General features: G+C 74.3%; 21 protein-coding genes and 1 tRNA gene. 10 read left to right on the forward strand and 12 right to left on the reverse strand.

Annotated elements, in window-relative coordinates; translation table 11 throughout:
- Window positions 1-3: 3 nt before the first annotated feature.
- The 7 genes from pknB to O4J56_RS12135 form a co-directional block, all read right to left on the reverse strand.
- Complete coding sequence (gene pknB / locus O4J56_RS12105) at window positions 4-1,830, reverse strand: Stk1 family PASTA domain-containing Ser/Thr kinase (protein WP_270685832.1); 1,827 nt, start codon at window positions 1,828-1,830, stop codon at window positions 4-6.
- Window positions 1,831-1,901: 71 nt separating this feature from the next.
- Window positions 1,902-3,383, reverse strand: coding sequence for a serine/threonine-protein kinase (locus tag O4J56_RS12110; protein ID WP_270685833.1), 1,482 nt, complete (start codon window positions 3,381-3,383; stop codon window positions 1,902-1,904).
- Window positions 3,380-4,819, reverse strand: coding sequence for a peptidoglycan D,D-transpeptidase FtsI family protein (locus O4J56_RS12115; RefSeq protein ID WP_270685834.1), 1,440 nt, complete (start codon window positions 4,817-4,819; stop codon window positions 3,380-3,382). Before O4J56_RS12115 ends, O4J56_RS12110 begins: the two co-directional genes overlap by 4 nt.
- Entirely contained in the window at window positions 4,816-6,252 is a 1,437-nt protein-coding gene (locus tag O4J56_RS12120; protein ID WP_270685835.1) for an FtsW/RodA/SpoVE family cell cycle protein, read from the reverse strand. The genes O4J56_RS12115 and O4J56_RS12120 overlap by 4 nt, the downstream gene beginning before the upstream one ends.
- Entirely contained in the window at window positions 6,249-7,664 is a 1,416-nt protein-coding gene (locus tag O4J56_RS12125; protein ID WP_270685836.1) for a Stp1/IreP family PP2C-type Ser/Thr phosphatase, read from the reverse strand. Before O4J56_RS12125 ends, O4J56_RS12120 begins: the two co-directional genes overlap by 4 nt.
- Window positions 7,661-8,158, reverse strand: coding sequence for an FHA domain-containing protein FhaB/FipA (locus tag O4J56_RS12130; protein ID WP_270685837.1), 498 nt, complete (start codon window positions 8,156-8,158; stop codon window positions 7,661-7,663). The genes O4J56_RS12125 and O4J56_RS12130 overlap by 4 nt, the downstream gene beginning before the upstream one ends.
- A gap of 285 nt (window positions 8,159-8,443) precedes the next feature.
- On the reverse strand, window positions 8,444-9,205 hold the full coding sequence (locus tag O4J56_RS12135; protein ID WP_270685838.1) for an FhaA domain-containing protein: 762 nt from the start codon (window positions 9,203-9,205) through the stop codon (window positions 8,444-8,446).
- 257 nt (window positions 9,206-9,462) lie between these two features.
- Between O4J56_RS12135 and O4J56_RS12140 the strand changes: the two genes are divergently transcribed.
- A tRNA-Leu gene (locus O4J56_RS12140) sits at window positions 9,463-9,545 on the forward strand.
- A 167-nt stretch (window positions 9,546-9,712) separates the two neighbouring features.
- Here the strand turns inward: O4J56_RS12140 and O4J56_RS12145 are convergent.
- The gene (locus tag O4J56_RS12145; RefSeq protein WP_270685839.1) at window positions 9,713-10,186 is read right to left on the reverse strand and encodes an SSI family serine proteinase inhibitor; all 474 of its coding nucleotides are present in this window, start codon (window positions 10,184-10,186) and stop codon (window positions 9,713-9,715) included.
- Between the two features lie 96 nt (window positions 10,187-10,282).
- Here O4J56_RS12145 and O4J56_RS12150 point away from each other — a divergent pair, with 96 nt between their 5' ends.
- The 7 genes from O4J56_RS12150 to pheA all read left to right on the forward strand — a co-directional run bounded on the left by O4J56_RS12150 (window position 10,283) and on the right by pheA (window position 16,085).
- Window positions 10,283-10,615 (forward strand): rhodanese-like domain-containing protein, encoded by a 333-nt coding sequence (locus O4J56_RS12150; protein ID WP_270685840.1) that lies wholly within the window; start codon window positions 10,283-10,285, stop codon window positions 10,613-10,615.
- 40 nt (window positions 10,616-10,655) lie between these two features.
- The gene (locus O4J56_RS12155) at window positions 10,656-12,596 is read left to right on the forward strand and encodes a PAS domain S-box protein (RefSeq protein WP_270685841.1); all 1,941 of its coding nucleotides are present in this window, start codon (window positions 10,656-10,658) and stop codon (window positions 12,594-12,596) included.
- A gap of 113 nt (window positions 12,597-12,709) precedes the next feature.
- Window positions 12,710-13,234 carry an ATP-binding protein gene (locus O4J56_RS12160; RefSeq protein ID WP_270685842.1) on the forward strand — a complete coding sequence of 175 codons (525 nt, stop codon included), beginning with the start codon at window positions 12,710-12,712 and terminating at the stop codon, window positions 13,232-13,234.
- A gap of 60 nt (window positions 13,235-13,294) precedes the next feature.
- Window positions 13,295-13,645: an STAS domain-containing protein gene (locus O4J56_RS12165; protein ID WP_270685843.1), complete on the forward strand. Its 351-nt coding sequence runs from the start codon at window positions 13,295-13,297 to the stop codon at window positions 13,643-13,645.
- A gap of 129 nt (window positions 13,646-13,774) precedes the next feature.
- Entirely contained in the window at window positions 13,775-14,605 is an 831-nt protein-coding gene (locus O4J56_RS12170) for a glycosyltransferase family 2 protein (protein WP_270685844.1), read from the forward strand.
- Between the two features lie 39 nt (window positions 14,606-14,644).
- Complete coding sequence (locus O4J56_RS12175; RefSeq protein ID WP_408639108.1) at window positions 14,645-15,133, forward strand: DUF4446 family protein; 489 nt, start codon at window positions 14,645-14,647, stop codon at window positions 15,131-15,133.
- 10 nt (window positions 15,134-15,143) lie between these two features.
- Window positions 15,144-16,085: a prephenate dehydratase gene (gene pheA, locus O4J56_RS12180; RefSeq protein ID WP_270685845.1), complete on the forward strand. Its 942-nt coding sequence runs from the start codon at window positions 15,144-15,146 to the stop codon at window positions 16,083-16,085.
- A gap of 130 nt (window positions 16,086-16,215) precedes the next feature.
- On the opposite strand, the gene O4J56_RS12185 is transcribed toward pheA, so the two are convergent.
- Together O4J56_RS12185 and O4J56_RS12190 are read right to left on the reverse strand one after the other, a co-directional pair.
- Window positions 16,216-16,443: a hypothetical protein gene (locus O4J56_RS12185; RefSeq protein ID WP_270685846.1), complete on the reverse strand. Its 228-nt coding sequence runs from the start codon at window positions 16,441-16,443 to the stop codon at window positions 16,216-16,218.
- A gap of 72 nt (window positions 16,444-16,515) precedes the next feature.
- The gene (locus O4J56_RS12190) at window positions 16,516-17,181 is read right to left on the reverse strand and encodes a GNAT family N-acetyltransferase (protein WP_270685847.1); all 666 of its coding nucleotides are present in this window, start codon (window positions 17,179-17,181) and stop codon (window positions 16,516-16,518) included.
- A 58-nt stretch (window positions 17,182-17,239) separates the two neighbouring features.
- On the opposite strand from O4J56_RS12190, the gene serS reads away from it, so the two are divergent.
- Window positions 17,240-18,505: a serine--tRNA ligase gene (gene serS, locus O4J56_RS12195; RefSeq protein WP_270685848.1), complete on the forward strand. Its 1,266-nt coding sequence runs from the start codon at window positions 17,240-17,242 to the stop codon at window positions 18,503-18,505.
- Window positions 18,506-18,647: 142 nt separating this feature from the next.
- On the opposite strand, the gene O4J56_RS12200 is transcribed toward serS, so the two are convergent.
- Together O4J56_RS12200 and O4J56_RS12205 are read right to left on the reverse strand one after the other, a co-directional pair.
- Window positions 18,648-19,175 (reverse strand): bacterial proteasome activator family protein, encoded by a 528-nt coding sequence (locus tag O4J56_RS12200; RefSeq protein WP_270685852.1) that lies wholly within the window; start codon window positions 19,173-19,175, stop codon window positions 18,648-18,650.
- A 55-nt stretch (window positions 19,176-19,230) separates the two neighbouring features.
- Window positions 19,231-20,232 carry an NAD(P)H-quinone oxidoreductase gene (locus tag O4J56_RS12205; protein WP_270685849.1) on the reverse strand — a complete coding sequence of 334 codons (1,002 nt, stop codon included), beginning with the start codon at window positions 20,230-20,232 and terminating at the stop codon, window positions 19,231-19,233.
- A 527-nt stretch (window positions 20,233-20,759) separates the two neighbouring features.
- On the opposite strand from O4J56_RS12205, the gene O4J56_RS32110 reads away from it, so the two are divergent.
- Window positions 20,760-24,791 carry an AAA family ATPase gene (locus O4J56_RS32110; protein WP_408639109.1) on the forward strand — a complete coding sequence of 1,344 codons (4,032 nt, stop codon included), beginning with the start codon at window positions 20,760-20,762 and terminating at the stop codon, window positions 24,789-24,791.
- Window positions 24,792-25,025: the final 234 nt, after the last annotated feature.

Genomic DNA, 25,025 nt, shown 5'->3' on the forward strand with positions numbered 1-25,025 from the left:
GGGTCACTCCCTGCGGCCCCACGCCGGGACGTCCCAGCCGGCCTCGTCCCCCTGGCCGTCGCCGCCGTCCTGGCCCCCGTCGTTTCCGTCCTGGCCGCCGCCGTTCTGGCCGTCGTCCCCGTCGGGCGGAGGGCTCTGCGGCTCACGCGCGATGGTGACGGTCACCAGGGTCCCCGGGGCGACCTCCTCGCCGGCGGCCGGATCCTGGGCGATCACCCGCCCGGGCTCGGCCTCGTCGCTGTCGGCCTGCTGGAACGAGCTGTTCAGGCCCTCGTCGGAGAGCAGCTGGGCGGCCTCCTGCTGGGTGCGCCCGCTCAGGTCGGGCACCTGCACCTGCCCGGAGCCCTCGGACACCACCAGGTCCACCGCGCTGCCCGGCGCGGCGTCCTCGCCCGACCCCGGCGAGGAGCGGATGACGACCCCCTCCTCGTACTGGTCGGACTCCTCGCGGCTGACCTGCCCGACGGACAGGCCGTTGTCCTGCAGCGTCTGCCGGGCCGTGTCCTCGGCCATCCCCTCCAGGTTCGGCACCTGCACCGCCTCGGGGCCCGACGACACGTACACCGTGATGGCGTCGTCCGCGGCGACGTCCTCACCCGCCTCGGGGTCCGTCCGGGTGACCTGGTCCTCGTCGAAGTCCTCGCTGGGCTCGGCCTCCTGGGAGATGTCCCCGGTGAAGCCCTCGTCCCGGAGCGTCTGCTCGGCGTCGTCGAAGGAGGAGCCCGAGACGTCGGGAACGCTGATGGTGTCGGGCGTATCGCCGCCCCCGCCGCCGTCGTTCCCGTTGTTCATGAAGAGCAGGAAGCCCACCAGCGCCGCCGCGGCGATCAGCGCGAGCACCAGCACGGTCCACAGGGCCGCCTTGCCGCCCTTGCCGTCGCGGCGGTCGTAGTCGTCGTCGTAGCGGTCGTACCCGCGGTCCTCGTCCACGGGCGGCAGCGCCGTGGTGGACCCGGCCGCGCCCATGGCCATGGTGCTGGGCGCGGGCTGCATGCCCTGGAGGCCCCGCTCCAGGTCCTGGCGCATCTCCTCGGCGCTCTGGTACCGCTCGTCCCGGTCCTTGGCCATGGAGCGCAGCACCACGGCGTCCAGCCACTCCGGGATCTCCGGGTCGACGTCGGCCGGCGGCACCGGGTCCTCGCGCACGTGCTGGTAGGCGATGGAGACCGGGGAGTCGCCGGTGAACGGCGGGCCGCCGGTGAGCAGCTCGTAGAGCACGCACCCGGTGGAGTAGATGTCGCTGCGGGCGTCCACCCGCTCACCGCGGGCCTGCTCCGGGGACAGGTACTGGGCCGTGCCGATGACCTGGGACGCCTGGGTCATGGTGGCCTGGTTGTCGTTCATCGCCCGCGCGATGCCGAAGTCCATCACCTTGACCTCGGCCTGCTTGGTGAGCATCACGTTCGCGGGCTTGATGTCCCGGTGCACGATGCCGTTGCGGTGGCTGTACTCCAGCGCCCGCAGGATGCCCCCGGTGATCTCGGCGCACCGCTCCGGAAGCAGCTTCCGGCCGTCGTCGAGGATCTCCTTCAGGGTGCGGCCGTCGACGTACTCCATCACGATGAACGGCAGCGGGACGCCGTCCACCATGTCCTCGCCGGTGTCGTAGACCGCGATGATCGACGGGTGGTTCAGCGACGCCGCCGACTGCGCCTCGCGCCGGAAGCGCTCCTGGAACGTGTGGTCGCGCGCCAGGTCGGCGCGGAGCGTCTTCACCGCCACCAGCCGGTCCAGGCGCAGGTCGCGCGCGCGGTGGACCTCCGCCATGCCGCCGCGCCCGATGAGGGCGTCGAGCTCGTAGCGTCCGCCGAAGAGCCGTGGCTGTGACATGTGCTGAACAGTTCCTTATGTCGTCGCGGTGGCCGGGCGCCCCGTCGGTACCTTCTGGGTGGGTCGTCGGGTCAGGGGGTCTCGCCGGTGTCCCCGCCGCCGGTGTCGGTCCCCCCGCCGGGCTCCTCGTCCCCGCCGCCGGTGTCGCCGCCGTCGTCGGGCGGGGGCGTGGTCCCGCCGCCGGTGTCGCCGCCGTCGTCGGGCGGAGGCGTGGTCCCCCCGTCGGTGCCGCCGCCGTCGTCGTCGGGGCCGCCGCTGGGCGGCGGCTCCTGGGTGATCGTCGGCTCGCCTCCGGTCTGGGGCGGTGTGTAGCCGCCGGTGCCGTCGGTGCCGGTCCCGGTCGCGTCGTCCTGGGTGTCCTGCTGTTCCTGCTCCGTCGGCCGGTCGGAGCCGGTGGGCGTCGCCGTCGGCGAGGCGTCGCGGCTGTTGCCGACGTTCCGGCCCTCCTGGCCGTCGTTGTTCCACAGGGCCCCGGCGAAGGCCACCCCGACCACCACCGCCACCGCGGCCACCACGGCCGCGATCACCAGCGGGAGCCGGCTGCGCGGTCCGCCGGACCCGCGGGCCAGCCTATCCGAGGAGGTGGCCCGGTCCGCGGACCAGGACCCCGTGGCGGTGCGCCGGGCGGCCGGGTCGGCCACCACGGTGCGGGTGGGGTCGGTCAGGTCCATCGCGGTGGTGGCGCCCAGGTCCGGCGCACCGTGGCGGAGCGCCTGGGCGGCGCGGGCCACCTCGCCCGCCGACTCCGGCCGCTCGGCCGGGTCCTTGGCCAGCAGCGCCTCCACCAGGTCGGTGAGTGGGCCGGGAAGGTGCTCGGGCAGCGGCGGGGGCGGCTCGCGGGTGTGCGCGAGCGCCAGGGCCAGCGGGCTGTCGGCGGTGAACGGCGGCTGCCCGGCCAGGCACTCGTAGGCGACCACGCCGAGCGCGTAGATGTCCGAGGCGTGCGTGGCCGGGCGGCCGGAGGCCTGCTCGGGGGAGATGTACTGGGCGGTGCCCATGACCATGCCGGTCTGGGTGAGCGTCACCGACTGGTCGCCGCGGGCGATGCCGAAGTCGGTGAGCTTGACCGTGCCGTCGTCGGTGACCAGCAGGTTGCCGGGCTTGATGTCGCGGTGCACCACGCCGCGGGCGTGCGCGGCGGCGAGCGCGGCCGCCGACTGGGACAGGATGTCCAGGGTGACGCCGGGCTCCAGCCCCTCGTTGCGCTTGAGGATGGAGGAGAGCGGCTCCCCGGGGACCAGCTCCATGATCAGGTACGCGCGGTCGTCCTGCTCGCCGTAGTCGTAGACCTGGGCGATGCCCGGGTGCGACAGGCCGGCGGTGATCCGCCCCTCGGTGCGGAACCGCTCCCGCGAGGTCGGCTCGGCCATCTGCGCCGGGTGCAGGAGCTTCACCGCGACGGGGCGGTTCAGCAGCGTGTCGGTGGCGCGCCAGACCGTGCCCATGCCGCCGGAGCCGATCTGCTCATCGAGCTGGTAGCGGCCGCTGAGGACGGTCCCGGACAGGCCCGTGGGGTCGTCGGGGGTGCCGCCGCCGGGGTCGTTGTCGCTCACTCGTCGATCACAGCTTCCATGATGCCCTTGGCGATGGGGGCCGCGGCGGTGCCGCCGCTCATGCCGCCGTGCTCGACGACGACGGCGACCGCGATCTGGGGGTCGTCCGCGGGTGCGAAGGAGATGAACCAGTTGTGCGTGGGGCCGCTGCCGGTCTCGGCCGTACCGGTCTTGCCGGCCACCTGGATGCCGGGGATGGCGCCCTGGGGGCCGGAGGCGTCCTGCCCCTCGGTCACCAGGATCATCATGTCCTTCAGCTGGTCGGCGGTCTGTCCGCTCACCGCGTCGGAGAAGGTCTCGGGGGTGTGGCCCTCGATGGTGGACAGGTCGGAGTCCTTGACCGATTCCACCAGGTAGGGCGTCATGATCTCGCCCCCGTTGGCGATGCCCGAGGCGACCATCGCCATCTGCAGCGGCGTCGCCTCGACGTTGCCCTGCCCGATCCCGGAGCGGCCGAGGAGGTTCCGGTCGCCGGAGGGGTTGGGGTACAGGCTCTCCAGGGCCGGGACCGGGGTCTGGATCTCGCCCTGGTTGAACCCGAACTTCTCGGCCTGCTCGGTCATCTTGTCGTCACCGAGCTCGATGGCCCAGTTGGCCATGGAGGTGTTGCAGGACTGCTCGATGGAGTGGGCCAGGCTGTCCGGCTCGCCGCCGTTGCAGGGCCCGCCCCAGGCGTTGGGCAGCGGGGCGCCGAGGTTGACGCTGGCCGGGGCGTCCATGGTCGAGTCGGGGGTCTCCCCGTTCTCCAGGGCGGCCGCCGCGGTGACGACCTTGAAGGTGGAGCCCGGCGGGTACCGCTCCTTCAGGGCGCGGTTCAGCAGCGGCTTCTGCTCATCCTCGGCGAGCTCGGTCCACGCGGCCTCCGCGTCCTTCGGATTGGAGACGTCGCTCACCGGGTTGGGGTCGAACGTCGGGTTGGAGTACAGCGCCTTGATCGCGCCGGTCGACGGGTCGAGCGCGACCGCCGCCCCGTTCTTGCCCAGCGCCTCCAGGCCGTCCATTGCGGCCTGCTGCGCGGCGGGGTCGATGGTCATCTCCACGCTGGCGCCCTGGTGCTCGGCGCCGGTGATGGTGTCCATGAAGTTCCGCACGGCCAGCCGCTCGTCGGAGCCGTCCAGCAGGGAGTTCTCCGACTTCTCGACCCCGTCGCCGCGGATCGGGAAGGTGCCCACGGCGTGCGCGTAGAGACCGCCCCCGGCGTACTCGCGCTGGTAGCTCTCGCTGTCGCCGCCGACCGGCTCGGACAGGGCGACCTCCTCGCCGCCGATGACGATCGGCCCGCGGGGCAGGTTCAGCACCTCGGCGTACTGCCGGGCGTTGAACGGATGGTTGCGCAGGGACTCGGCCTGGAACGCCTGGATCCAGGTGACGTTGAGCAGCAGGACGCCGAACAGCGCCATGCTGAAGAAGGCGAGGCGGCGGATGGGCGTGTTCATCGTTGGATCACCTGGGTGGCGCCCTCGTCCTGGATGGCCTGGGGGGCGGGCTTGCGGGCGTTGTTGCTCATGCGCATCAGCAGGGCCAGCATGATCCAGCTGGACAGCAGCGCGGATCCGCCCTTGGCGACGAACGGGATGGTCGCACCGGTCATCGGGATGACCCGGGTGACGCCGCCGATGACGACGAAGGTCTGGAAGCCGATCAGGAAGGAGATGCCCGAGGCGAACATCTTGATGAACAGCTCCTTGGAGGCCAGCGCGATGCGCATGCCCCGCTCCACCATCAGCACGAGGGCCAGCAGCATGACCATGATGCCGGTCAGCCCCAGCTCCTCGGCGAACGCGGCGAAGATGAAGTCGTTCTGCACCTCGATGATGTAGCCGACGTCGCCGCCGCCGAAGCCGGAGCCGGTGACGCCGCCCTCGGCCAGGGCGAAGATGCCGCGCACGAGCTGCTGGCTGTTGCCGGAGACGTTGCAGAAGGCGTCCGGGCTGTTGTTGATCACGTCGTCGGTGCAGTACACCTCGGGGGAGAACGCGTCCAGCCAGGTCACCATGCGGACCTTGAAGTGGGACACGAACGGGTAGAGCACCGCGCAGGCGCCGAAGAAGGCGGTCAGCCCGATGACGATCCACGAGGACCGGTGCGTGGCCACGTAGATCATCGCCAGGAAGGTGCCGAACAGCAGCAGCGAGGTGCCCAGGTCGTTCATCAGGATGACCAGGACGATGATGCAGAAGCCCCACATGGCGGCCATCGGCGCCATGTCGCGCATGCGCGGCAGGTTCAGGATGGTGAACCGCCCGGCCTTGATCTGCTTGCCGGCCAGCGAGAGCACGTCGCGCTTGCTCACCATGTAGCCGGACAGGAAGATCACCAGGGCGATCTTGGCGAACTCCGAGGGCTGCAGGGTCGTGAAGCCGAGGTTGACCCACTGCCGGGCGCCGTTGACCGTCATGCCGATGCCGGGGATGAGCGGCATCAGCAGCAGGACCACGGCGCCGAGCCCGATCATGTACGGGTAGCGCTGGAGGGTCCGGGGCTCTTTCAGGAAGAAGATGATGGCGGCGAAGAGCGCCATGCTGACGGCGGTCAGGAGGAGCTGGCTCATCGGCCCGGCCCGGTCGATGCCCCCCTGGTCCAGGCGCCACAGCATCGCGATGCCCAGGCCGTTGAGCAGGGTGGCCAGCGGCAGCAGCAGCGGGTCGGACCACGGCGCGAAGAACCGGATGAACACGTGCGACAGGATGGCCAGCCCGCCGAACACCCCTCCGTAGAGGAAGAGCTGGGGCGGCATCTGGCCGTTGCGTGTCAGGCCGATCTCGATCAGGGCGAACATGGTCGCCCCGATGGCCGCCAGCGTCATCGCCAGCTCGGCGTTGCGCCGTTTGACCGGCGGCAGCGCCTGGCTGTTGGTGGCGGTGCTCATCGCGACTCCCCGGAGGGGCCCTGCTGGGCGCCGCCGGTGCCCTGATCGGCACCCTGCTCCGCGCCGGCGTCCGGGCCGGCCTCCGTGCCGGTGTCCGTCCCGGCGCCGCTGTCCGACTCGGCACCGGCATCGGCCTCGGCGCCCTGGTCGGCCCGGGCCTCCTCGTCGGCGGCGGTGCGCAGGTCCTCCAGGCGGCCGTCGGCCTCGGCGCGGTCGGTGAACTCGATGGTGCGCTCGACGGCGCCCCGCTCGGTGTCGGGCAGGGCGTCCAGCGCGATGCCGGTGTCCTCGACCTCCTCGGCCAGGCTGTATCCGGCGATGTCGGTGTTGATGCCCTGGTACAGCGCGACGGTGCCGCCCTGCTGGGACTCGCCGATGAAGTAGCGGCCGTTCACGTACGAGGTGCCGAAGTACCACCCGGCGCCCGCCACCAGGGCCACCACGACCACGAACACGGCGATCATGGGCCACCAGCGCTTGGTGCGCGGGGCGTCGTCGTCATCGTCGTCGGGTGCGGGCCCGGCGGGGCCCATCCCCGGGGGGCGCGACATCTCCGCGGTGTCGCCCGCCGAGCGGTTGAGGCCCTGGGCCCGGCCCGCGGGGGTGTCCGGGGTCATGGCGGGCTCGCGGCGCTGGTCGGCGGCGCCGACCACGGACGGGGCCTGGGTGGGCCCGAGCGGGTCGGTGGCGCTGTCGATGACGTCGGCGACCACGGCGGTGATGTTGTCCGGCCCGCCGCCCCGGTTGGCCAGGTCGATCAGGCGGCGGGCGGCCGCGTCCGGGCTCCGCTCGGCCTGCAGCGTCTCCCGGATCGTCGCGGCGCTGACCACGCCGGACAGGCCGTCGGAGCAGAGCAGGTAGCGGTCGCCGGGCCGGGCCTCGCTGATCGCGATGTCCGGGTCGACCTGGGAGCGGCCGTCCAGGGCGCGCAGCAGCAGGGAGCGCTGCGGGTGGGTGGCGACCTCCTCCTCGGTGATCTTGCCCTCGTCGACGAGGGTCTGCACCAGGGTGTGGTCGTGGGTGATCTGCCCGAACTCGCCTTCGCGCAGCAGGTAGGCGCGCGAGTCGCCGATGTGGATCATGGCCACCCGGGCGCCCGACCACAGCATCGCGGTCAGCGTGGTGCCCATGTTCTCCAGCCGCGGCTCCTCCCGGACCCGCTGGGCCAGCGTGGTGTTGGCGGCCTCGACGGCGCGCTGCAGCGCGTCGGTCATGTTCTCGGTGGAGGGGACGTCGTCGTCGAGCGGCATCAGAGCCGAGATCGCGATGGCGCTGGCGATCTCGCCTCCGGCGTGCCCGCCCATCCCGTCGGCGACGGCGAGGAGGTAGGGGCCGGCGTAGGCGGAGTCCTCGTTGCCTTCGCGGAGGCATCCCACGTCGGAGTACGCCGCGTATCGGAGAGCGATTGTCATTTGCGCAGTTCCAGGACCGTTTTGCCGATGCGGATGGGTTGCCCCACCGAGATGGGCTGCGGGCGGGTCAGTCGCTGCTGGCCCATGTAGGTGCCGTTCGTCGAGCCCAGGTCCTCGACGAACCAGCGGCCGTTCTCGGAGTAGATCCGCGCGTGCCGGCCCGAGGCGTAGTCGTCGTTGATGACGAGCGTGGCGTCGTTGGCGCGGCCGATGAGGATCGGATGGGGGCCGAGGGGGAGGGAGTTCCCGGCCAGTGGGCCCTTGGTGACCACGAGGGTGCGCGGCTCGTTGCGGCGCCCGCGCGGGGCCTTGGGGGCGGCGGGGCGCCGGGGCGCGCCGCCGTCCTGACCGGAGGGGGAGGGGCGGGGGCGCCGTTTGGACTTCGCGGGGGATCCGATGAGGTCGGTGCGGATGACGCCGACGGCGAAGATGACGAACAGCCAAAGCACCGCCAGGTAGGCGATCTTGATCAGCATGAGGGTCAAGTCGGACATCGAACTGCTCTTCAGCCCCTGTCGTGCTCTGGCGGGCGGCGCAGGCGCCGCCGCGTTCTCTCGGCCCGAACCCTAGGAGATCGTGTCGGAAAAACCCAACGGACCCGGAAGCTCCTGGTCGGTTCCCTCTCTTCTGCTCTGCGCGGTTCTCGGTCCCCCCGGACCGTTCCCGGCGGGCTCCGCCCCCTTACAGACGCAGCGGGGGCGCGTTCGGTTCGCCCGATCCCGGACCGATCGCGCGGACCCCGCGGGGGGCGCCGCCGCGGCCGGCCGCGGGCCCGGGGGTCAGTCGCGGCGGAAGGTCATCGTGGTGCGCCCGAGGCTGATGCGGGTCCCGTCGACCAGCCCGACCCGGCGCACCTGCTGTCCGTTGACGAAGGTGCCGTTGGTGGAGCCGAGGTCGACCAGCACGGCCTCGTCGTCCTCCAGGCGGATCTCGGCGTGGTGCCGGGAGACGCCGTTGTCCACCAGCCGCAGGTCGCAGTCGGTCCCCCGGCCCAGGAGGGTGACCGGAGTGGTGAGCTCGTAGGACTGCTGCATCCCCTGCCCGGCGGTGGTGCCCTCGGTGGCCGCGCCGCCGGGGGAGATGAGCAGCCGCGGCTTGCCCGGCGCGGACTCGGCGCCGCGCGGCGGGTCGCCCACGGGGCGGCGGATCTCGCCGCTCTCCACGGTGGAGCCGCGCACCACCCCCGAGCGGATGCGGAAGCGGCCCGTCTGCAGCTCGGCGTCGGAGGAGAAGTGCACGCGCACCGGTCCGACGAAGGAGTAGCCCTGCTCGGTGGCGTAGTCACGGGCCAGCTTGGCGAGCTCCTGGCCGATGCTGTCGGCCATGGCGTCCATCTGCTCGCTGTCGCCCGCGGACAGCTCGACGATGAAGTCGTTGGGGACCAGGGTGCGCCCCTGGGCGACGATGGCCGCCCGCTCGTCCATCTCCCGCTGCACGGCGCTGGCGATCTCGACGGGTTCGAGCTTGGACTTGAAGGCCCGCGCGAAGGTGCCTTCGATCATGCCCTCAAGGCGCCGCTCGAAGCGTTGGAGCACTCCCACGAGGTACCTCCCTTACTCCACTCCGGTCTAGAACGATCGTAACCGGGTAACCGCGTCCACTGTTTCACGTGCGTCGGACGCACCGCCCGCCGAGGGGTGCGCGCGATCGGGGCGGCGCCGGGGGCCGCCGGAAAACGTGTGCGGAGCGGTCCCTGGGCCGTGCTAGTCTTTTTCCTGTCGCCAAGCGGACGGCACCGGGAAGGACCGCAAAGGTCCGGGTGGCCGCCGCAAGGGGACACCCCATGTATATGTCACTCGGGCGGGTGGCGGAACGGTAGACGCGCACGGTTCAGGTCCGTGTGTCCGAAAGGACGTGAGGGTTCAAATCCCTCCTCGCCCACAGGAGAGGGCCCCGTTGCCGGAGAGATCCGGCAGCGGGGCCCTTGTTCGTGTGCCCGGGGCCTGCGCCCGGGGCGTGTGCCCGGGATCACGCCCCGGGCGGCCGCCGGGGCGCGCCCGCGCCGCGTGGTGGGGGCGCGGCCGGAAGCGGCCCCGGTACGGGCCCGGTCAGGGGGCGAGCACTGCGCCCATCTGCTCGTAGCGGTCGATCTCGCAACCGCCGGACTTGTTGAACTCGGTGGACACGTCGGTCCCGCCCACGTGCCCCTCCACCGTGGCGACCTCGGGGCCGCCCATCTCGAAAGTGCAGGCCTGGTCGTCGGGGACCTCCTCGAAGCCCTCGGCGCCCGCCTCCTCCAGGTCGGCACAGGCCGCCTCGGGGTCGGGGTGGTCGCCGCCGGCGGGCCCACAGGTGAGGGTCCAGTCCTTGGGCTCGGTGTCGCCCTCGGCGGGCGGGTCGTCGGCGTAGGTGATCTCGATGGCCAGTTCGGTCGTCGGGGCGGCTCCGGAGCCGGAGCCCCCGGAGCCGGATTCGTCGTCCGGTGCGGTGACCGTGGTCCCCCCGCACGCGGCGGCCGTGGCGACCACGGCCGCGAGCGCGCCTGAGCGGACCAGCGCGGTTGCGAGGCTATGCGTGCGCATACCCTTTGGACGCGGGGCGCCCGCGGGCGGTTCCCACCGCCGTGCGATCCCCCGGCGGCCCCGGCCAACCGACGTCGTGAAGAGGGGTAGTCCCTGGTGTTCGAGCAGAGCGTTCCCGTGGTCGAGGTCGGCACGGTGCCCGAGGACGGGTACCTGCTGGACGTGCGGGAGCAGGACGAGTGGCGGGCGGGCCGTGCGCCGCAGGCGGTGCACATCCCGCTGAGCGAGCTCGCCGCGCGCGCGGGGGAGGTGCCCCGGGACCGCCAGGTGTACGTGGTCTGCCGGGTCGGGGGCCGCTCGGCCCAGGCGGTGCAGGCGCTCAACGAGGCCGGGTGGCGGGCGGCCAACGTCGCCGGGGGCATGCAGGCCTGGGCGCTGGCGGGCCGGCCGATGGAGGCCGACGGCGGCGCCGACCCCCAGGTGGTCTGACCCGCGTGATCCGCGGGCCGCGCGGTGGCACTATGGCCGGGTGACCCCCGATGGCCCGGACGTGAGCGCCGACGCGGTCCTGGCGTCCTGTCCGGACGCGATCGTCGCCGTCGACGCGCGGATGCGCGTGGCGGCGTGGAACGCGGCGGCCGAGCGGCTGTTCGGCTGGTCGGCCGCCGAGACCCTGGGCCGCCCCGCGCCGATCGTCCCCGGCGAGCTGCTCGCCGAGGAGCACGCGGTGCTGGAGCGGGCCCGCGCCGGGGAGCCGGTCTCCGTGCTCACCCGGCGGCTGCGCCGCGACGGCACCGCGGTGGACGTGCGGGTGGACACCGGGCCTCTGCGCGGCGAGGACGGGGGCGCCGCCGGGTGGCTGCAGGTGTTCCGCCGGGACGCCGACCACGGGGAGCTGCGCTCGCACGCGGCCGAGCGGGCCCGGCTGGTGCGGCGGCTGACCGACGTGGCCGCCGACATCAACGCCGACCTGGACCTGGGCGCGGTGCTGGACCGGATCGCCCGCAGCCTCACCGAGCTGACCGGGGCCGACGCCGGGGGGTTCGCGCTGATCGAGGGCGACCGGCTGCGGCTGGTCAGCCTGGCCGGGCTGTCGGAGCGCCTGCTGGGCTACACCGCCCCGCTGGAGACGAGCCTGTTCGGGGAGCTGCTGCGCAGCGGCCGCTCGGTGCTGCTCGCCACCGACGACACCCGCAGCCTCGACGACCTCATCTGGGCCGACCTGGACGGCCTGCACACCATCGCGCTGGGGGTCTCCTCCGTGCAGGGGCGCCCCTACGGCGCCCTGTACGCCCTGTACAGCGGGCGCAGGGTCGGCCACGTGGAGCTGGAGCTCCTGGAGCTGCTCGCCGCGCACGCCGGGGTGGCCCTGGGCAACGCCATGGCCTACCAGGAGATGGCGCGGCGCCGCGCCAAGGAGCACGCGGTGGTCGAGTCCAGCGCCGACGGCATCGCGGTGATCGACGGCGAGGGCCGGGTGCGCAAGTGGAACCGGGCCGCCGCCGAGCTCACCGGTGTCCCCGCGGCGCGGGCGGCCGGGCGCCGCCCGCCCTTCCCGCTGCCCGAGGGGGAGGGCGCCTCGGTGCGGCACCGGCTTCCGGGGGGCCGCTGGGTGGAGATCCTGGTGACCGGAATCGGCGGCACCGAGGAGCGGGTGGTCGACTTCCGGGACGTCACCCAGGCCAAGGAGCTGGAGGAGGAGAAGGACCTCTTCATGGCCACGGCCGGGCATGAACTGCGCACCCCGGTGACCGTGGTGCAGGGGTTCGCCGGGACGCTGGTGCGGCGCTGGGAGCAGCTCGACGACGCGGCCCGCAAGGACGCGGTGCGCACCATCGCCGAGCGCTCCTCGGTACTGGCCCGGCTGGTGGAGAACCTGCTGCTGGGCTCGGCCGCAGGGGGCGACCTGCGGGTCGGGGCCGAGGCGTTCGACCTGCGGCGTCTGTTGGAGGAGGCGGCCGGGGCCTTCGCCTCCTTCTCCCCGCGGCACACCCTGTGCCTGGAGGCGCCCGATCCGCTGCCCGCGGCGCTGGGGGACCCGGTGGCCACCGACGTCATCGTGGGCCAGCTGCTGGAGAACGCGTTCAAGTACTCCCCCGACGGCGGCCGGGTGCGGCTGCGCGCGGGTGTCGACGGCGGATGCCTGGTGGTGGACGTCGAGGACGAGGGGGTGGGCATCGCCCCCGGGGACGAGGAGCGCATCTTCGGCCGGTTCGTCCAGGGCGAGGCGGGGGACCGGCGCCGGTTCGGCGGCATCGGGCTGGGGCTGTACATCGTGCGCCGACTGGCGCGCGCCCAGGGCGGGGACGTGACCGCCTCCGCACGCACCCTTGGGACGCGGATGAGACTCACATTACATTCGGCGCCTCCCCGGGGCGGCGCGGAGGCCGGGGGCGCCGAGGAGGGCGGGGTTTCGGTCCCGGGGGGCCTCCGGCCGGAGCCGGACGAAGGCCCGGACCAGGGGTGCTGAGGTGTTTCCCCACCCCGTGAACGGGGCATTTCGGCCCTGGCGGGCGTCAAAGCCGATGCTTTGCCGATAACCGGCGAAAGACGGACCGAGTTTTTCGGGAGACGGGGCGCGAGATGGACGGCTGCTGTGCCGCCGGTGTGCGGGGCGAAATACGGGAGGACGACATGGCGAGGGCGGTACTCGTGCCGTACGCGCCGTCGAGTGTCACCAGCGCGCGGCAGCGGCTCTGCACCGAGCTCGAGGAGGGCGGCCTGGACGCCCCGCGCGTCAACGACGCCGCGCTGGTGCTGAGCGAGCTTCTGAGCAACGCCCTGCGGCACGCCTCCCCGCTGCCCCCGCCTTTTCCTCCCGACTCGGTCCAGGTGGCCTGGGACGTGGAGACCGCCGCCCCGGGCCGGGTCCGACTGGAGATCCGGGTCCGCGACGGGGGCGCGTCCACCCTGCCGCGCATCGCCCGCCCCGCCCCCTCCGCGCTCGGCGGCCGGGGCCTGGGCATCGTCGAGCACCTCGCCCGCCGCTGGGGCACGGAGGTGGACGGCTCGGTCACCACCGTGTGGGCGGTCCTGGAGCTGGGCGAGGGGGAGGACGGCGCGGTCCCCGCGTTCGTATCCTCCCGAACGCGCGTGATGTCCGGGTGATGAGGCGAAACACCGGTCACCAGGTGGCCAGCTCCGCGCCGTGCCGCTACAGTCACGACTGTGGAGTTGAAGATATCGAGTCAGTCTCACGCGGATCACGCGGTGGTAACCGTTCGCGGTGAGGTCGACCTGTACACGGCACCGCAATTGCACAGCGCCCTCGTCGACGCGCTCGACGACGGGGCCCACCGCCTGGTGGTGGAGATGTCCGGGGTGGAGTTCTGCGACTCCACGGGCATGAACGTGCTGCTGTCGGCCATGAAGCGCTCCCGTGAGCAGGGCGGCGACCTGGTGCTCGCGGCGCCGCGGCCCGCGGTCACCAAGATCCTGGAGGTCACCGGCCTCGACGGGGTCTTCACCGTCACCGACTCCACCGACCTGCCGGACCAGGCCCCCACGACCGCGCCCTAGCGGTCGGCCCCCGTCCGGATCCCCGTTGATCTCGGGGAAAACGACGCTGAAACCGCGCTTGTAGCGTCGTTTTCCCCGAGATCAACGCCGGGTACCACCATGCAAGGCCCGCACCTTCCGGAGGCGCCGATGGGCAGTGCCGAGCACGGGCCGGGCGTCGCCGCCGTGGTCCCCGCCAAGGACGAGGCCGAGCGCATCGGTGCCACCGTGCGCGCGGTGCGCTCCCTGCCCGGTGTGGACATGGTCGTCGTCGTGGACGACGGCTCCACCGACGGCACCGCCGAGGCCGCCCTCGCGGCCGGGGCGCGGGTGCTGCGCCACGCCCGCAACCGGGGCAAGGGCGCCGCCATGGAGAGCGGCGCCGAAGGGGTGCGGCTGATCGAGGCCGGCGCCTCCGGCGGCGGCCCGCCCCGCCACCGCCACCTGCTCTTCCTCGACGCCGACCTGGGCGCCACCGCGTCCGGGGCCGCCCCGCTGATCACGCCCGTCGTGCGCGGCGACGCCGACATGGCCGTCGCCCTGTTCCCCGCCACCCGCATGCGCCTGGGCGGCCACGGCTTCGTGGTGCGCCTGGCCCGCGACGGCATCCGCCGCGCCACCGGGTGGGAGCCCGAGCAGCCGCTGAACGGGCAGCGCTGCCTGACCCGCGCCGCGTTCGAGTCCGCGCTGCCGCTGGCGCACGGCTTCGGCGTGGAGACCGGCCTGACCATCGACGTGCTGCACGCCGGCCTGCGCGTGGTGGAGGTGGAGGTGCCGCTGGAGCACCGCGCCACCGGTACCGACCTGCGCGCCCAGGTGCACCGGGCGCGCCAGTTCGCCGATGTGGGCCGGGCGCTGGCCGCGCGGGAGCTGGGCCCGGCGCTGGCCCGGCGGGCGCGCCGCACCGGACGGGACGCCGCGGTGGCCATAAGGTCCGTTTCGCGAAAAATCCAGCAAAGTCGCCGTAGAGATTACCGCTAGTCACCTTCCGCGGGCCCCGCGTAGCGGTACGCTCGCACCGTGCTGACATCGATCCTCGCCGCGATCGGCGTACTGGTGGGCCTGGGCGGCCTGGCGGTCGGCGGATACGCGCTCTGGCGCACCCGCAGGGCCGCCGACGACTGCCGCGCCCTGGTGCACCGCCTGCTCCCCGAAGGCAGCGGCGTCGACGTCCGGGCCATCCGGGACGTCGGCGTGGTCCGCTACGACGCGCTGGAGGAGATGTCCGGCGCCCGCTCGTTCTCGCTGGCCCTGCTCAACGCGGCCGGCGACGGCATCGTCGTCACCTCCATCAACGGGCGCACCGAGTCGCGCACCTACGCCAAGGCGGTGCAGGGCGGACGCGCGGCCGAAGAGCTCTCGCCCGAGGAGTACCGGGCGATCCGCGCCGCCCGCATGGGCCGGCAGACCGAGGCCGCCGGGTCCTTCCCGGCCCCCGAGGAGGGCGGCGCCGTCCGCACCCTGGTGCCCGGTGCGCGCGCCGCGGGCGCACCCCCGTCCCCGGGGTAACCTGCGACATATGCCGAACCGCTACGCCTACCTCGGCCCCGAGGGCACCTTCACCGAAGCCGCCCTGCGCGCCCTGCGGCCCGAGGCCGCCGACGCCCAGCTCCTGCCCTGCGCCGGGGTGGACGCCGTGTTCGGCGCCGTGCGCCGCGGCGAGGCCGGCGCCGGGGTGGTGCCGCTGGAGAACTCGGTGGAGGGCGGTGTGCCCACCACCATGGCCGAGCTGATCAACGGCGACCCGCTGCTGATCACCGCCGAGGTCGCGGTCCCGGTGGAGTTCACCCTGTTCGCCCGGGACGGCGCGGCGGTCGGCGACGTCAAGCGGGTCGCCACCCACCCGCACGCGCTGGCCCAGTGCCGCCGCTGGCTCTCCCGGCACCTGCCCGACGCCGAGATGCACACCGTCTCCTCCACCGCCGCCGCGGCCCAGTCCGTCGCCGAGCCCGGCTCCCCCTACGACGCGGCGATCTGCGCCCGCATCGCCGGGGAGCGCTACGGCCTGTCCGCGCTGGCCTCGGGCATCGGCGACCGCGCCGAGGCGGCCACCCGGTTCGTCCAGCTCTCCCGGCCCGGCCCGCCGCCCGCGCCCACCGGCGCCGACCGCACCTCGCTGGTGGCGTTCCTGTCCGACGACCGCCCCGGCGCGCTGGCCGAGCTGCTCGACCAGTTCGCGGTGCGCGGGGTCAACCTCACCCGCCTGGAGTCCCGCCCCACCGGGGACGGGCTCGGCCGGTACTGCTTCTGCGTCGACGCCGACGGGCACGTCGCCGACGCCGCGGTGGGCGAGGCCCTGATGGGGCTGCGCCGCATCTGCACGGACGTGCGCTTCCTCGGCAGCTACCCGCGCGCCGACGAGACCGCCGACCTGACCCCGTTCCTGCCCGCGCGCACCACCGAGGCCGACTTCCAGGAGGCCGCCCGGTGGCTGGAGGACATCCGCGCGGGCCGGGTCTGAGAGACGGCGTCCCGGCCCGCGCGGGCATGAGTGCGCGGCCACCGGGGTCCCCGTCCCCCTCCTGCGGCCGGGTGCGCCTCCCCCTGCGCACGCTCGGCCGCCCGGGGATCCCCGGCGGGCGCGCCCGCGGTCAGGCCCGGGGCCCGACCGCGTGCTCGGTGCGCCCGGGCCGCCCGGTGCGCTCGTTGCGCTGGACGTGCCCGGTGCGCTCGGTGTCCATCGCGCGCATCAGCTCGGCGCGCACCGCGGCCCCCAGGGCCTCGTCGTCGGGCGCCACGGCGTCGAGCTGCTCCAGCGCGGCCAGCAGCTCGGCCGCCGTCATGGCGCCGAGGGGCTTCATCGGCCAGGTCAGGGTCATCGGGTCCCTCCTCCTCGACTGGCACGGCGGTCCGGGCCCGCCGTCACCTGTAGAGACCCCGCGGCCCCGGACCTATGACGCGGTTCCGCGGATTTTTTCCGCGCCGAACGCCGCGGCGCACCTTCCGGCCCCCTCGACCCGCACCTCCACCGGCCGGTTGCGCTCCCAATCGGCCCTGGTCAGCACGTACCGGTGGTCGGTGCGCGGCTCCCCGCGCACGGCGACGCGCGCGGTCCCGTCGGGGCGGTAGCCGAGCCGCTCGGTGACCCTGCGGGAGGCGGTGCTGCCGTCCAGGACGGAGGTGCGCGCCGACTCGGCGCCCAGTTCGGCGAAGGCCAGGTGCAGCACGGCCGAGCGCATCTCGGTGCCCAGGCCCCGCCCCTGGTGGGACAGGCCCAGCCAGGAGCCGGTGGACACCTCGCGCGTCACCGCGAAGTCCGTGGAGGACACCTGCTGGATGCCGATGGGCGCCCCGTCGAGGAACACGGTGAGCTGCAGGGCCCAGGAGTCGGGGCGCCACTCGGACAGGGTCTTCCAGAAGTGGGTGAGCACGCTGCGGGCGCGTTCTCCGGGAGGGGCGTCGGTCCACGGATGGACGAAGGGCGTCCGGGCGGGGTCGTGCACCCCCGCCGCGGCGACCGAGGCGAGCGCGTCCAACTCCTTGAGGTCCGGCAGCCGCAGCTCCAGCCGGGGCGTGGTGAGCCGCAGCCCGTACTGGGGCCAGTGATCGAGGTCCATCCGGTGATTGTCCCGCCGCGCGCGGGCGGCGCGCCCGCAGGGGCGGTACCCTGCACACGTGATCGACCTCCGCGCTCTCCGAGACGACCCTGACCGCCTCCGTGCCTCGCAGCGGGCCCGCGGGGAAGACGACGCCGTCGTCGACCGCGTGCTGGAGCTGGACTCCGCCCACCGCTCGGCGCTGTCCCGCTTCGAGTCCCTGCGGGCCGAGCAGAAGAGTGTGGGAAAGTCCGTCTCCAAGGCCTCCCCCGAGGAGCGCGAGGAGCTGCTGGCCAAGGCCAAGGGCCTGGCCGCGGACGTCAAGGAGGCCGAGGCCGAGGCCGGGCGGCTCTCCGGTGAGCTGGAGCGGGCCCTGGCCGGGGTGCCCAACATCGTGGAGGAGGGCGCGCCCGCGGGCGGCGTCGACGACTTCGTGGTGATGGAGGAGGTCGGCACGCCGCGCGCGTTCGACTTCACCCCGCGCGACCACCTGGAGCTGGGCGAGATGCTCGGCGCCATCGACACCGAGCGCGGCGCCAAGGTCTCCGGCGCCCGCTTCTACTTCCTCACCGGTCCGGGCGCCCGCCTGGAGCTGGGGCTGCTCAACATGGCCCTGCAGCAGGCCGTCGCCAACGGGTTCACCCCCATGGTGCCGCCGGTGCTGGTCAAGCCCGAGACCATGGAGGGCACCGGGTTCCTCGGGGAGCACTCCGCCGAGGTGTACCGCCTGGCCGAGGACGACCAGTACCTGGTGGGCACCTCGGAGGTGCCGCTGGCGGGGTACCACGCCGGGGAGATCCTGGAGGCGGGGTCCTTCCCGCTGCGCTACGCCGGGTGGTCGTCCTGCTTCCGCCGCGAGGCCGGGTCCTACGGCAAGGACACCCGCGGCATCATCCGGGTGCACCAGTTCAACAAGGTCGAGATGTTCGTCTACGCCCGGCCCGAGGACGCCCACGAGGAGCACCTGCGGCTGCTCGCCTGGGAGCGGGAGATGCTGGACAAGCTGGAGCTGCCCTACCGCGTGGTGGACATCGCCGGGGCCGACCTGGGCACGAGCGCCGCCCGCAAGTACGACTGCGAGGCGTGGATCCCCACCCAGGAGCGCTACCGGGAGCTGACCTCCACCTCCAACTGCACCGAGTTCCAGGCGCGCAGGCTCGACATCCGCTACCGGGACGCCGACGGCAAGCCGCGGTTCGCCGCCACCCTTAACGGGACGCTGGCGACCACCCGGTGGATCGTCGCGATCCTGGAGAACCACCAGCGCGCCGACGGGTCGGTCGTGGTGCCCGAGGCGCTGCGCCCCTACGTCGGCCTGGACGTGCTGGAGCCCGTGAAGTCCTGAGGCGCCGCCCTCAGGTCCTGTCCGGAGTTCGGCGGCGCCCCGCCGAGTGCGCGCCCCCACGTCGATGATCTCGACGAAAGTGCTGCCGGTCCGGCTGATTTGGCAGCACTTCCGTCGAGATCAACGCCTGCCGCCGCAGGCGCTACAGGTAGGGGCCCGACCCCGGGCCGGAGCGGCCCTGCTGCGGGTCCTGGCCCTGAGGCAGCGCCTTGCGCATGTTCTCCAGCTGGGCGCGGGCCGCCATCTGCTGGGCGAACAGCGTGGTCTGGATCCCGTGGAACAGGCCCTCCAGCCAGCCGACGAGCTGGGCCTGGGCGATGCGCAGCTCCGGCTCGCTCGGCGTGTTGCCGTCGGTGAAGGGCAGCGTCAGGCGGTCCAGCTCCTCCACCAGCTCCGGCGCCAGGCCGTCCTCCAGCTCCTTTATCGAGTTGGCGTGGATCTCCCGCAGGCGCGCGCGGCTGGCCTCGTCCAGCGGGGCGGCCTTCACCTCTTCGAGGAGCTGGCGGATCATGCTGCCGATGCGCATGACCTTGGCCGGCTGCTCCACCATCTCGCTGAGCGGCCGCTGCCCCTCGCCCTCCTCGGACTCCCCGCCGTCGGCGCCGTCGTGGCCCCCGGGGCCGACGATGAGCACCTGCGGCTGCTCCTCTTCGCTGAATCCGTTGTTCATAGCAACCCTCACTCGCGGATGGTCGTACGCGGGGCCCCGCCCGCCGGGGCGGTCCTCAGGACTCGGCCCGCCGGTCGGCGGTGAGCACGATCTTGCCGACGTGGTCGCCGGACTCCAGGGCCCGGTGCGCCTCGGCGGCCTGCGCGAGCGGCAGCGTCCGGTCCACGACCGGGCGGACCTCGCCCCGCTCCACCAGCGGCCAGACGTGCTCGGCCACGCCCGCGACGATACCCGCCTTCTCCTCCACGGGACGCGAGCGCAGCGTGGTCGCGTGCACCGACTGGCGCTTCACCAGCATCCGGCCCAGGTCCAGCTCGGCCTTGCGGCCGCCCATCAGGCCGATGACCACGAGCCGCCCGCCCACGTTGAGCGAGCGCAGGTTCGGGTCGAGGTAGGAGGCGCCCATGATGTCCAGCACGACGTCGGCGCCGGCCCCGCCGGTCTCCTCCTTGACGCGGGAGGGGAAGTCCTCGGACCGGTAGTCGATGGCGGCGTCGGCGCCCAGCTCCCGGCAGCGCTTCACCTTCTCCCCGCCCCCGGCGGTGGTGATCACGCGGGCGCCGCGGGCGCGGGCGAGCTGGATCGCGAAGGTGCCGATGCCGCTGGCGCCGCCGTGCACCAGCAGGGTCTGCCCGGCCGCGAGGCCGCCGACCATGAAGACGTTGGACCAGACGGTGGCCGCGGCCTCGGGGAGCGCGGCGGCCTCGGCGAGGCCGAGCCCGGCGGGGACGCGCAGCAGCTGGCCGACGGGGACCGCGACGCGCTCGGCATAGCCGCCGCCGGCGAGCAGCGCGCACACCGGGTCGCCGACCGACCATCCGGACCCCTCGGTGCCGGGGCCCAGGGCGGAGATGTGCCCGGAGCACTCCAGGCCCGGGTAGACGGGTGCGCCGGGGGGCGGCGGGTAGCTGCCCTGGCGCTGGTTGACGTCGGCCCGGTTGACCGCGGTCGCCGCGACGTCGACGAGGACCTCCCCCGGTCCCGGAACGGGGTCGGGGACCTCGTTCCAGGAGAGGACGTCCGGGTCGCCCGGCTCAAGGATCTCGATCGCGTGCATGCCATGAAAGCTACCCAGAGCGGAGGGGCGGACGACACCGCGGTCCCACGTGATCTTCCGGCCGATTCGGGCGCGCACGGCACCGGGAGCCGGAGGGGGCGGGGGCGCGTCCGAGGGAGTAGGGGGCGCACGAGGGCGGTGCGCCGGCGGTCGGCGGGGACGGGTGGGGACGGCGGGGGTACAGGGGGAGGTGTGGACGGTGCGCGTGCCGGTGGACGGGAGGCCGAGACGGGCGTGGACGGAAGGCCGAGGGGAAGGCGGGCCGGGACGCCGCGGGGCCGCACCCGGCCGCGGGGAAGTCGGCGGACGGAGCGAACCACGGGCGTGGAAACCCCTGTCATACGGGGGGAGGCGAGTGCGGCTCGGGCCGCGCGTCACGCCTTCGGCGCTGGGTTTTATCTTTGTTGACTGAGGTGAGAAAACCGACGACGCTGGGTGCCCGAACCCCCCGCCTCCCCTGACCCCTCGGGGGTCTCGGCCCCGGCCTGCACTTCACGCCCCTGATTCGCTTCTTGAGGAGAACCTCCGTGGCACAGAGAGATCACGACGGTCCGGAGCCCCACACTCCGCGTCCGCCGGAGGACGGGCGTGACCATGGGGCGGCCGCCGTGCCGGGGGACGAGGCCGACGTCCACGGCGGGAGCGCCCCGCCTCCGCCCTACGCCCTGGACGGGAGAGTGCCACCGCCCCCGCCGTACGCCGTGCCCACCGGCAGGGAGGACCAGCAGCCCCCGCCGGGCTACCCCCTGTACCACGAGCCCGAACCCGAGCCCGTGTCCGCGGACGGGCAGGCCGAGGAGGAGTCCGCGCGCGCCGAGGAGGAGGCGCGGCGCGGTCCGGCGCTGCCGTGGGAGGCCCTGCCCGAGTACCAGGCCAGGCGCGCCGCGGCCGAGGGTGGGGCCGAGGCCGAGGAGCCCGCCGAGGCGCAGATCGTCCACCCGCCGGGCCAGCAGGCGCCGGGGCAGTACCCCTCCCCCCACCAGGGCGCCGCGCAGGGAGGGCCGCCCGGGGCCGCACCGGCCGCGTACAACGGCGGCGCCCCGGGGCCGCACCAGGCGCACCCGGCGCCCTACACCCAGCCGGTACCGCAGAACGCCCCCTATCAGGCGCCCACCGACCAGCAGGCCGGGTCCCAGTGGCAGTACGTCCAGCACGACCACCAGCCCGGGCCGCCCGCCCCCGGCCCCCACGGACCGGTCCACCAGCCGCCGTACGGGCCGCCGCCCTCCGTCGTCGTCCTGCCCACCGTGCAGGGGCCCCAGGGGCCGCCCGGCCCCCAGGGGCCACAGGGTCCACCCGGTCCCCCCGCGGGCGAGAACGCCCCGGGGCCGCAGGACCAGCAGGGCCCACAGGACCAGCAGGGTCCAAGGGAGCAGCAGAGCCCACCCGTTCCGCAGGCGAATCCGGCGCCTCCCGTGGACGGCGCCCCGTACACCGGCCCCTACCCGGCACCTCCGAACCAGGGGCCTCCCCTGATCCTGCCCACGTGGCAGGGGCCGCAGGGGCCGCCCGGCCCGCAGGGGCCCCAGGGGCCGCCGGGACCGCCCTCGGGTGAGGCGCCGCGTGACGGCTCGCAGCAGGGCGCGTCGGACCAGCAGGGCCGACCGCCCAGGTCGGGTCCCCCCGGCCCGAACGGCCCGCACGGGCCGCAGGGACCGCAGCGGCGCCCCGCGCCGCAGGGGCCCCAGCCTGGGCCCGGCGGTCCGCAGCGCCACCCGGGTCCGCCCGGTCCGCAGGGGGCCCATCCCCCGCAGGGCGGCCCGGGACAGCCGGGACCGCCGAGGCGGCCGCCGATGCCGCCCGGTCCGCAGCCGGGGCCGCAGCCCGGGCCGGGCGGGCCGCAGGCGCACCGGCCTCCCGCGCCGCACCCGGCGCAGCAGGCCGCACCGGCGCCTCCGCCCGCGCCGCCCGCGGAGCCGGCGCCGCCCGCCGACCCCGTCCGGCCCGAGCCCGCCGCCGACGGCGCCGCGGGCTCCGAAGCCGTGCCCGAGGTCGACCGTCGCCCCGGGGACGACGTCCCCGAGCCGGAGCAGCTTCCTCCGCTGGCCACGACCGCCCCGCCCGGGGACCGGGAGGGGCCTGCCCCCGAGGAGGGGGGCGCCGACGGCGTGGAGCCGTGGGACGCGGCGGACGAGGGCGCCGACGCGCCTGTGCAGGACGCCTCTGTGCAGGAGCCCCCTGTGCAGGACGCCCCAGTGCAGCAGGACGGTGCCGCCGGTCCTCAGGCCCCGGAGGCCGGGGACGGGGAGGCGCCGCTCCCCGATGCCGCGCCGCTGCCGGACGACGACGCCGGTGATCCCGAGGCCACGGTGCGCCTGGATCCGGACGCCGGACACGCCCCCGTGCCGTCCGCGGAGGACGACTGGAGCGCGTTCCCGTCGGCCGCCCAGCCCGAGCCCGAGGCCTTCGCGCCCGAGGCCCCCGTTCCGGCGGAGGGGGTTCCCGGGGCCGAGCCGGTGGTCGGCGACGCCCCGGTGTTCACCGACGGCGAAGGAGCCGGGGCGCCGGACGCCGGTCCCGACCAGGGCCACATCGACGAGCCTCCGCGCTTTCGGGAGGTGGACGGGGCGGAGGACTTCGTTCCCGGCGTCGGCGAGGAGTACGCCGTCCAGGCCGAGCCGCAGACGGTCGCCTTCGGCACCGGCCCTCAGGAACCGTTCCAGGAGTTCGGCCCGGAAGGGGCCGGTCGGCCCGCCCAGTGGGACGGCCAGGCTCCGGCGGGCGCCTATGGCACCGGGCCGCAGCCCGCGATGCAGGAGGCCGATCCGTACGCTCCTGCCGACCAGGCGCAGCCCCCGGCCGGTGCCTTCGGCACCGGCCCTCAGGGCGCGGTGCGGGGGGACGCACCGTATGCCCCCGAATACGACGGGATGAACGGCCAGGGCGGGCCGCCCGAGGGCGCATTCGGTACCGGTCCGCAGCCTGCGGTGCAGGACGGGGGTGCCGACGCTGCCGAAGGGGGTTACGCGCCCGACGGCGGTCACGCCCAGGCCGACCTCTACCAGGGCGGGCACACCCAGTGGGATGGCCAGGCTCCGGCGGGCGCCTATGGCACCGGTCCGCAGCCTGCGATGCAGGAGGCCGATCCGTATGCTCCGGCGGAGCAGGCGCAGCCGCCGGCCGGTGCGTTCGGCACCGGTCCGCAGCCCGCGATGCAGGAGGCCGACCCGTATGCTCCTGCCGACCAGGCGCAGCCGCCCGCCGGTGCCTACGGCACCGGGCCGCAGGCCGCTGTGCAAGGGGGATCGCCGTACGCTCCCGGTGCCGAAGGGGCGCCGGAGCAGTTCGGGCAGCCGCAGCAGTGGGCGCACGATCAGGGACAGTCCGGCCAGTGGGGCGGGCAGCAGGCCGACCCGCATGGTCCCGCCGAGCAGGGGCAGCCGCCTGCGGGTGCCTACGGCACTGGGCCCCAGCCTGTGCAGGACCCTGCGCAGTACGGGCAGTGGGGCGATCCCGCCCAGCAGGGCCAGTGGGGCGACCCCGCCCAGGGGCAGTGGGGCGCACCGATGCAGCGCGTGCAGCCCGAGACCTCGTACGGCCCCGCCACCGGAGCCCAGCAGTCCTACCACCATCCGCAGCAGGGCTACTCCGGCTATCCCGAGGTGGTCGGCCAGCAGCAGGCGACGAGCGCCGAGGAGCTCGACGCGGAGTCGCTGGTGCGCGGCGGCCCCCGCAAGCGCAAGCCCGGGGGCGGGTGGCGCCGCGCCGTGCACGCCGCCTCGTTCGGGCTGGTCAACCCGGGTGAGTCGGCGAGCGAGAAACGCCGCAACGAGCTCGTGGCGCGTTCCCGCACGCACGTGGCCGGGGGGCACCACCGGGTGGCGGTGCTCAGCCTCAAGGGCGGCGTCGGCAAGACCACCACGACGGTGGCCCTGGGGTCGATGCTGGCCTCCCTGCGCGGGGACCGCATCCTCGCGGTCGACGCCAACCCGGACCGGGGCACGCTCTCGGACAAGGTGCGGCTGGAGACGGCGGCGACCATCCGGGACCTGCTCAACGAGCGGCACACCATCACCCGGTACGCCGACATCCGCGGGTTCACCTCGCAGGCGCTGAGTCGGCTGGAGATCCTGGCCTCCGACCGGGACCCCGCCGTCTCCGAGGCGTTCAGCGAGAACGACTACCGCGAGGTCTCGCGGCTGCTGGAGCACTACTACTCCATCTGCATCACCGACTGCGGCACGGGCCTGCTGCACTCGGCGATGCGGGGCGTGCTGGGTATGGCCGACCAGGTGGTCCTGGTCAGCTCCCCGTCGGTGGACGGCGCGCGCAGCGCCAGCGCCACCCTGGACTGGCTGGAGGCGCACGAGTACGGGTACCTGGTGCGGGGCGCCGTGGTCGTGCTGTCGATGGTGCGCACGAACGGCAAGAGCAGCGTCGACCTGGACAAGCTGGAGCAGCACTTCGCCAGCCGGTGCCGGGCCGTGATCCGGGTCCCGTGGGACCCCCACCTGGAAGAGGGCGCCGAGGTCGACCTGGACCGCCTGGCCCCGGGAACCCGGGAGTCCTACCTGCGGCTCGCCGCGACCGTCGGCGAGGCCTTCGCCTGGCCGCGCTGACCCCGCCGCACACCGCCGTGCCCGCCCCGGCCGCCCCGAGAGGGGGCCGGGGCGGTGCGCTGTCGGCGTTCACGGTGGCCACGGGGGCCATACGCGCTGCTGCGGGTCCGGGTCGGCCTGCCGGTGACGGTTCTGAGGTGGCTTCGACCCGTCCCGACCTGGGACCGGTCCTTCGGTGGGGTGGCCTCTGGCTGCCTGTGGGGGGTGGTCGTGTTCGGCGGGGGTGACACCGCT

Origin of the sequence: Nocardiopsis endophytica (assembly GCF_027706725.1) — a bacterium.
GTDB classification, from domain to species: domain Bacteria; phylum Actinomycetota; class Actinomycetes; order Streptosporangiales; family Streptosporangiaceae; genus Nocardiopsis_A; species Nocardiopsis_A endophytica.